The sequence below is a fragment of the Iningainema tapete BLCC-T55 genome (genome assembly GCF_014698965.1).
Lineage (GTDB): Bacteria > Cyanobacteriota > Cyanobacteriia > Cyanobacteriales > Nostocaceae > Iningainema > Iningainema tapete.
This window is the reverse complement of the sequence record NZ_JACXAE010000010.1, coordinates 1-5,640: the sequence shown is the minus strand read 5'-3', so window position 1 is coordinate 5,640 and position 5,640 is coordinate 1. Positions and strand designations below refer to the sequence as shown.

5 protein-coding genes and 1 pseudogene are annotated in these 5,640 nt (G+C 41.3%); all 6 read right to left on the bottom strand.

Going from position 1 to position 5,640, the window contains the following annotated elements; genetic code table 11:
• Window positions 1-115: 115 nt before the first annotated feature.
• A complete protein-coding gene (locus ICL16_RS02145) occupies window positions 116-814 on the bottom strand; it encodes a DnaJ domain-containing protein (protein WP_190825254.1) in 699 nt (232 codons plus the stop codon).
• A 15-nt stretch (window positions 815-829) separates the two neighbouring features.
• A complete protein-coding gene (gene cysK / locus ICL16_RS02140) occupies window positions 830-1,792 on the bottom strand; it encodes a cysteine synthase A (protein WP_190825253.1) in 963 nt (320 codons plus the stop codon).
• Between the two features lie 88 nt (window positions 1,793-1,880).
• Window positions 1,881-2,318, bottom strand: coding sequence for an Rrf2 family transcriptional regulator (locus tag ICL16_RS02135; protein WP_190825252.1), 438 nt, complete (start codon window positions 2,316-2,318; stop codon window positions 1,881-1,883).
• A 138-nt stretch (window positions 2,319-2,456) separates the two neighbouring features.
• Entirely contained in the window at window positions 2,457-4,283 is a 1,827-nt protein-coding gene (locus ICL16_RS02130; protein ID WP_190825251.1) for an iron uptake porin, read from the bottom strand.
• 340 nt (window positions 4,284-4,623) lie between these two features.
• The gene (locus ICL16_RS02125; protein WP_190825250.1) at window positions 4,624-4,905 is read right to left on the bottom strand and encodes a 4a-hydroxytetrahydrobiopterin dehydratase; all 282 of its coding nucleotides are present in this window, start codon (window positions 4,903-4,905) and stop codon (window positions 4,624-4,626) included.
• 570 nt (window positions 4,906-5,475) lie between these two features.
• A pseudogene (locus tag ICL16_RS02120) lies at window positions 5,476-5,640 on the bottom strand (photosystem II D2 protein (photosystem q(a) protein)); the annotation flags it as partial.

Here is a 5,640-nt window from a genome sequence, read left to right as displayed (position 1 = left end):
ATCTGTAGAACCTATTATCCCCATATTTTGTTCCTCAGCTTTGAAGTCCTTGTCAATTCTTAAATTTAGAATTGCTGATTAATTATTCTTGTACAGACGTTCCGGCGGAACGTCTCTACGCATAAACGCTCACGGAATCTTGTGCTTCACGATATAACTGGGCGGCGATACGGAACATTTCTTGCCCTGTGTGCAAATAACTTTCATCGTAGTTGAGGGGGAAATATTCTAAGTCATCTAAGCCATCTCCAGTTTGATTAAGGCAGTAGTACAAATGAGCTGCTGTTCTAGCTAAACTAGGAGGATTCGGTAAAGAACTAAAAGTAATTTGCGCCTGCTTGAGATCATTGCGACAATTATTTAAGTAATCCTGAAATTCCTCTAAAAGATCATCATCAAAAGGATCGGCTGATAATTTATCTATTTGTTCTTGTAGGGAGTAAATAATAACATTTAGTATCCGATTAACAGGTTGATAAACTAGGCACAACCAGTCTTCAACTTGTTCATCAACGTCCTTACCTGTTTTTCTTGTTGCTTGGTATTGCTTTTGCGCTGCTGCTGTACGCTGTTGTCGATAGTTGTCGGTTTTTTGTTGATGTTTGTGCAGTTTTTGGTCATAATTGAGGCGACTTTGAGCGTCGCCTAAAACTTCGTATGCTGCATTAATCTGAATGATTTGATCGTTATTTGCTGTTTCCTGATTAGTATCGGGGTGAAATAATTTTACCAAGCGGCGGTAGGCTTGTTTAATCTCCGCTTGGCTAGCATTTGAATTAACTTTAAGAGTTTCGTAGTAGTTATTTTCTGCCATTACTCCTATTTATTGTTAGCTAACGCTAGTAGCTACCTTTGGTTCTAAGTCTTGGAACAAAGGTGTACTTAAATACCTTTCGCCAAAACTCGGCTGAATCATCACAATCAAGCGTCCTTGGTTTTCTTGTCGTTGTGCAACACGAATTGCCGCGTATAAAGCAGCTCCGGTAGAAATACCAGATAATAGTCCTTCTTCTCTTGCCAAACGCCGACCGTAGGCTATTGCTTCTTCATCAGTTACTGTGATTACTTCATCTATTAATTGTACTCTTAATACTTGAGGAATGAAACCAGCACCAATGCCTTGTATTTTATGTGGTCCAGGTTTTCCTCCCGATAGAACTTGGCTCGAAGCTGGTTCAACGGCGATCGCTTTAAAACTCGGCTTACGAGCTTTAATTACTTCTGCCACACCTGTAATTGTACCACCTGTTCCCACCCCAGCTACAACCATATCTACCTGTCCATCAGTATCTTCCCAGATTTCTTCTGCTGTAGTTTCGCGGTGAATCTTCGCATTAGCTGGGTTGCGGAACTGTTGTAGCATGTATGTATTTGGCGTAGTATTTACGATTTCCTGCGCCCGCCGAATTGCCCCACCCATACCTTCAATGCCAGTTGTCAGTTCTAGTTCGGCTCCATATGCCCGCAGCATAGCTCGACGCTCAGCGCTCATAGTTTCTGGCATAGTCAAAATTAACTTATAACCTTTTGCTGCTGCTACCATTGCTAGAGCAATTCCCGTATTACCAGAGGTAGGTTCTACCAATACTGTTTTACCAGGAGCAATTAGCCCTTCTTCTTCTGCTACATTGATCATGCTGATGCCAATTCGGTCTTTAACAGATGCAGCTGGATTCATGCTTTCCAGTTTTACCAAAATTTGCGCCACACAACCTTCAGCTTGAGGAATGCGGTTTAACTGTACTAGCGGTGTACGACCAACAAGTTCTGTAATATTTTTTGCTATACGCATTTTTTTATCCTTTACGAATAGTTGACAGTTAACTGTTAATTGTTGATTGTCAATTGTTAACTATTAGCAATTAACAATTTACCATTAACTATATGTAGTACATAATATCCATCTGCCGTCGGGAATCTCTTTTTTCACAAAGATCGGCAAGAGTATATTTTTGTAAAACGCAATTAGCGGCTTTACGGGCTTCTTGCCAAATTTCTTCAACAACGTCACTATCTACTGTTGCAAGTTTAGAGTCGTCGTCACAAGTCCGGATATCTAAGCCTTCCAAACATCCTAAAACTTCAAAAAGTGTGATTTTCCAAGGTTCTCGCGCCAACAGATAGCCACCCTTCGATCCACGTTGGCTTTTCACTAAACCGCCACGTCTCATCATAGCAAGTAGTTGTTCTAAATAGCGGTCAGGGATGTTTTGTTGTGCGGCAATCTGCCTGATTTGTAGAGGTTCCCCATTCTGGTAATTGATTGCTAGTTCTAATAAAGCAAGAAGTGCATATTCAGATTTACACGATAGTTCCACGTCTGGCTAATCTCCTTTATCTTCTTTCTTCTAGTATACTCCGGTTCTCCACTGGGGTTGCTTGTATTTCAATACTGTTATAAAAAACCCCGCTCTGTAGCGGGGATTAATAGCCTTTAATATTGTTAATGCTGGAAACTAGAAGGTAAATGTTGTTCTGAGTGTACCAATAATTGCATCATTGGTATCACGCTGGTTAGGAGCAGTCAACCAAATTACACCAGGAGTGATGGAAACGTTGTCGCTGACTCTGTACTTATAAAAGCCTTCAACGTGGTAAGGTGTCTCGCTACCGCCAAAACCAACTCTGTTACGAGAATATGGTTCTGCACCTGCGAATAGACCTAAAACGTTGCCTTTCTTCCCAAAATCAGGTAAAGCTAAGCCTACACCATAACTCCAAGCTTCAAAGTCATCACCTGAACCGATGCCTCTAACGTCATGGTAAGAGACGAAGCCACTGATAGAAAACTTATCACTAGGTCTAATCGCAGCAGACAACCCGTAGGAGTTACTTGTCGATGCGTTATCCATAGTATTGGCTTGTTGAGTACCCACTACACCAATGTCTCTAATTCTACCTGCAGAATCAGTGTATTGACCAAGATATCTACCCTCATCAAACAAAGCACTGCCACCACCGTGATAACCATGAACATAAGTTGCAGCTACGGCGAAGCGATCGCCTAAATTAAAGTTCAACTGTCCTAAAGCAGCGTAGTTACCATTGAATATACCAGAACCCAGGCTAGGATCATTTGGCTCGTTTGATAAGTAACCGACAGTTATTGAACTTGGTTTGATGATACCACCTTTACCAAGGTTGAGCGTAATTGCACCACCTGCGCCACCACCAATGTTATAGATGGGGTTTCTTGAAGCAAACATCGACAAAGCACCATTACCGCCGTCATAGTCTTCAAAGTAAGGGTTGACTGTGGCAGCGTAATCGGCATGAATACCACCAGTGGCTGCAAGGTATACATTTGCAGGTCCAATGGGGAAGGTATAAGATAGCCAATCTAGAGTTACTCTGTTGCTATTGCTTGTATCCCCGGTAATGTTGAATGTTTGTATACCTTCAAAGGTATTATTGACACCGCTGCCACCTGCCGCTGTTAAATCGGCTCTACCAGGTACGCCCAAATCAAATCTATTTGCATTACCAGTAGATAGACGAGTATGTAAAACGTCTTTACCCGTGAAGCTGGTTTGTAAATCTAAACGTACTCTGTTTTGGAAGACAGTATTGTTTCTGTCACCTGCTGTATCACCAAAGGCATCAGTAAGAGCAAATATTGCTTCACCCACAAGTTTGGTGGTGGTAGAGAATTGATTTGCCTCTATTTCAGCAGTACGCGCTTCTAAATTGTCTACCCGTCCGCGTAAGGTTGCTAATTCAGCAGCAAATTCTTCTTGTAACCGCTGTAATGTACCCAAATCCTCTTTTCTTACCAAATCGGCTGTTGCTGTAGCAATCAACTCATTTACCCGATCCAAACAGGCGTTTAAACCTGCTGCAAATTCATAACGGGTTAATGCACGGTTTCCACGATACGTGCCATTTGGATAACCAGCGATACAACCATAACGCTCAACCAAAGACTGTAATGCTTGAAACGCCCAATCTGTTGGTTGTACGTCAGAGAATTGAGAAACAGACGTTACTTGAGATAGAGAGTTGCCTTTGCCTTCGTTACTGTAATTGTTAACTTGCTCTAAAACGTTAACTTGTGGTTGTGCTTGAGCCAACATTTCTGGCTTTGGAGCATCTGTCTTAGTAGTTGAAGTTGCTACGGTTTGAACCTGAGAAGCCTGATTATTTTCTCCTGACGAGACTTCTGTTGAGATTACAACTTCAGATTTGGTGGGGTTTTGGGCAGCTATTGCCGTCGTTGAAACCAGCAGCGTTGCTCCTAGTACTGCTGGACTTACCACCAAAGATTTCCACAAGATATTAGACATATTTCCTATTCTCCTCACACCGTCTTAGATAAGTTTGTTTGCTGCAACTATTCTCAAAAAAGTGACTTTTTGTAGAAACTTGTGGATTAGGCATAATAGTTGCCCTCTACACTATTTTAGTTTTTGCCAAGCTAACAATTGATTAACTCAAGGTAAAGTAATTATGTAATTAACTTATGCAAAAACATAGCTCTATAGTCACTAATTATAGTTCATGGTATTTTGATGGCAAGGTGTAGGCGATCGCCTTATAAACTGTCACACTTGATTTTGCGTACAATAGAAGGTCTATATGAAAAAGTGACAATTTAAAGTTTTCAGATCTTTTTTGCACAAACACTTAAGTAATCTGGGAAATTACCCCAGCTAAATCAAAGTCTTTGTGCGTTAAACCACCTGCATCATGTGTAGTCAGTTTAATCTTGACTTTGTTATAAGAAATCTCTAAATCTGGATGATGTCCCGCTGCTTCAGCAGGTTCAACGAGTTTATTCACAAACTCAACTGCCTGAATGAAATCCTTAAATTTACGGGTACACTGTAACTCTGAACCCTCTACATTCCAGTTAGAAAGAACACTTGCTCTCTCTTTAATTTCCGATTGTGCAAGTAGCTGTGCCATATAAACACTTCCTATCTATTTCTTGGTGCGTGGTATCTTGCACCAATGAAACTTAGTATTGCTGACTGAAACTAAGTTTGTTTTGTTCCCTATACAGATCCCCGACTTCTTAAAGAAGTCGGGGATCTAACCTCCCAAAAAACTATCCGCCCAAAAATTAGATCAAGGGATCTAATTTTTGGGCGGTCTAGCGGGTCTTCAGGTTACAACTAGACTGCCGGAAGGAACTCCGAGCTAGCCCAGGTAATTAGTCAGACTTAGTCTTTCTAGAAAACTAAACTAACTATTAGAGAACAGCTCCGGCGCACAGCCAGTTAACTGCAACCTGATGACCCATGGTTTTACTACTTTCTATCATGGGCATCACCTCCTTGTTGCCTAAGTGGTCTTAGTTTCAAAAAGGCAGTAGCTTTATTGCTACTGAGCTTGTTTCCTTTACCAAGAATAACACACTTAAATAGAAATTGGGGTTGGCAGAAGATGAATTTTAGAGAATTTCCAAATAAAAACCCCCCACCGTAAGGCGGGGGGAGGAAATTCAGCTATAATTCGCTGAAAATTCCAGATTGATTACAATGCGTTACCGCGAGGTAGAACTTCCTCAGGGAATACAAATTTTTCATGAGGTTGGTCTTGAGGAGCCATCCAAGCGCGGATCCCCTCGTTGAGCAAAATGTTCTTGGTATAGAAAGTTTCAAATTCTGGATCTTCGGCTGCCCGCAATTCTTGGGATAC

Excerpts from the sequence above, each read along its gene's own strand:
- ICL16_RS02145 (WP_190825254.1), bottom strand. The coding sequence starts at position 814 with ATGGCAGAAAATAACTACTACGAAACTCTTAAAGTTAATTCAAATGCT.
- cysK (WP_190825253.1), bottom strand. The coding sequence starts at position 1,792 with ATGCGTATAGCAAAAAATATTACAGAACTTGTTGGTCGTACACCGCTA.
- ICL16_RS02130 (WP_190825251.1), bottom strand. The coding sequence starts at position 4,283 with ATGTCTAATATCTTGTGGAAATCTTTGGTGGTAAGTCCAGCAGTACTA.
- ICL16_RS02125 (WP_190825250.1), bottom strand. The coding sequence starts at position 4,905 with ATGGCACAGCTACTTGCACAATCGGAAATTAAAGAGAGAGCAAGTGTT.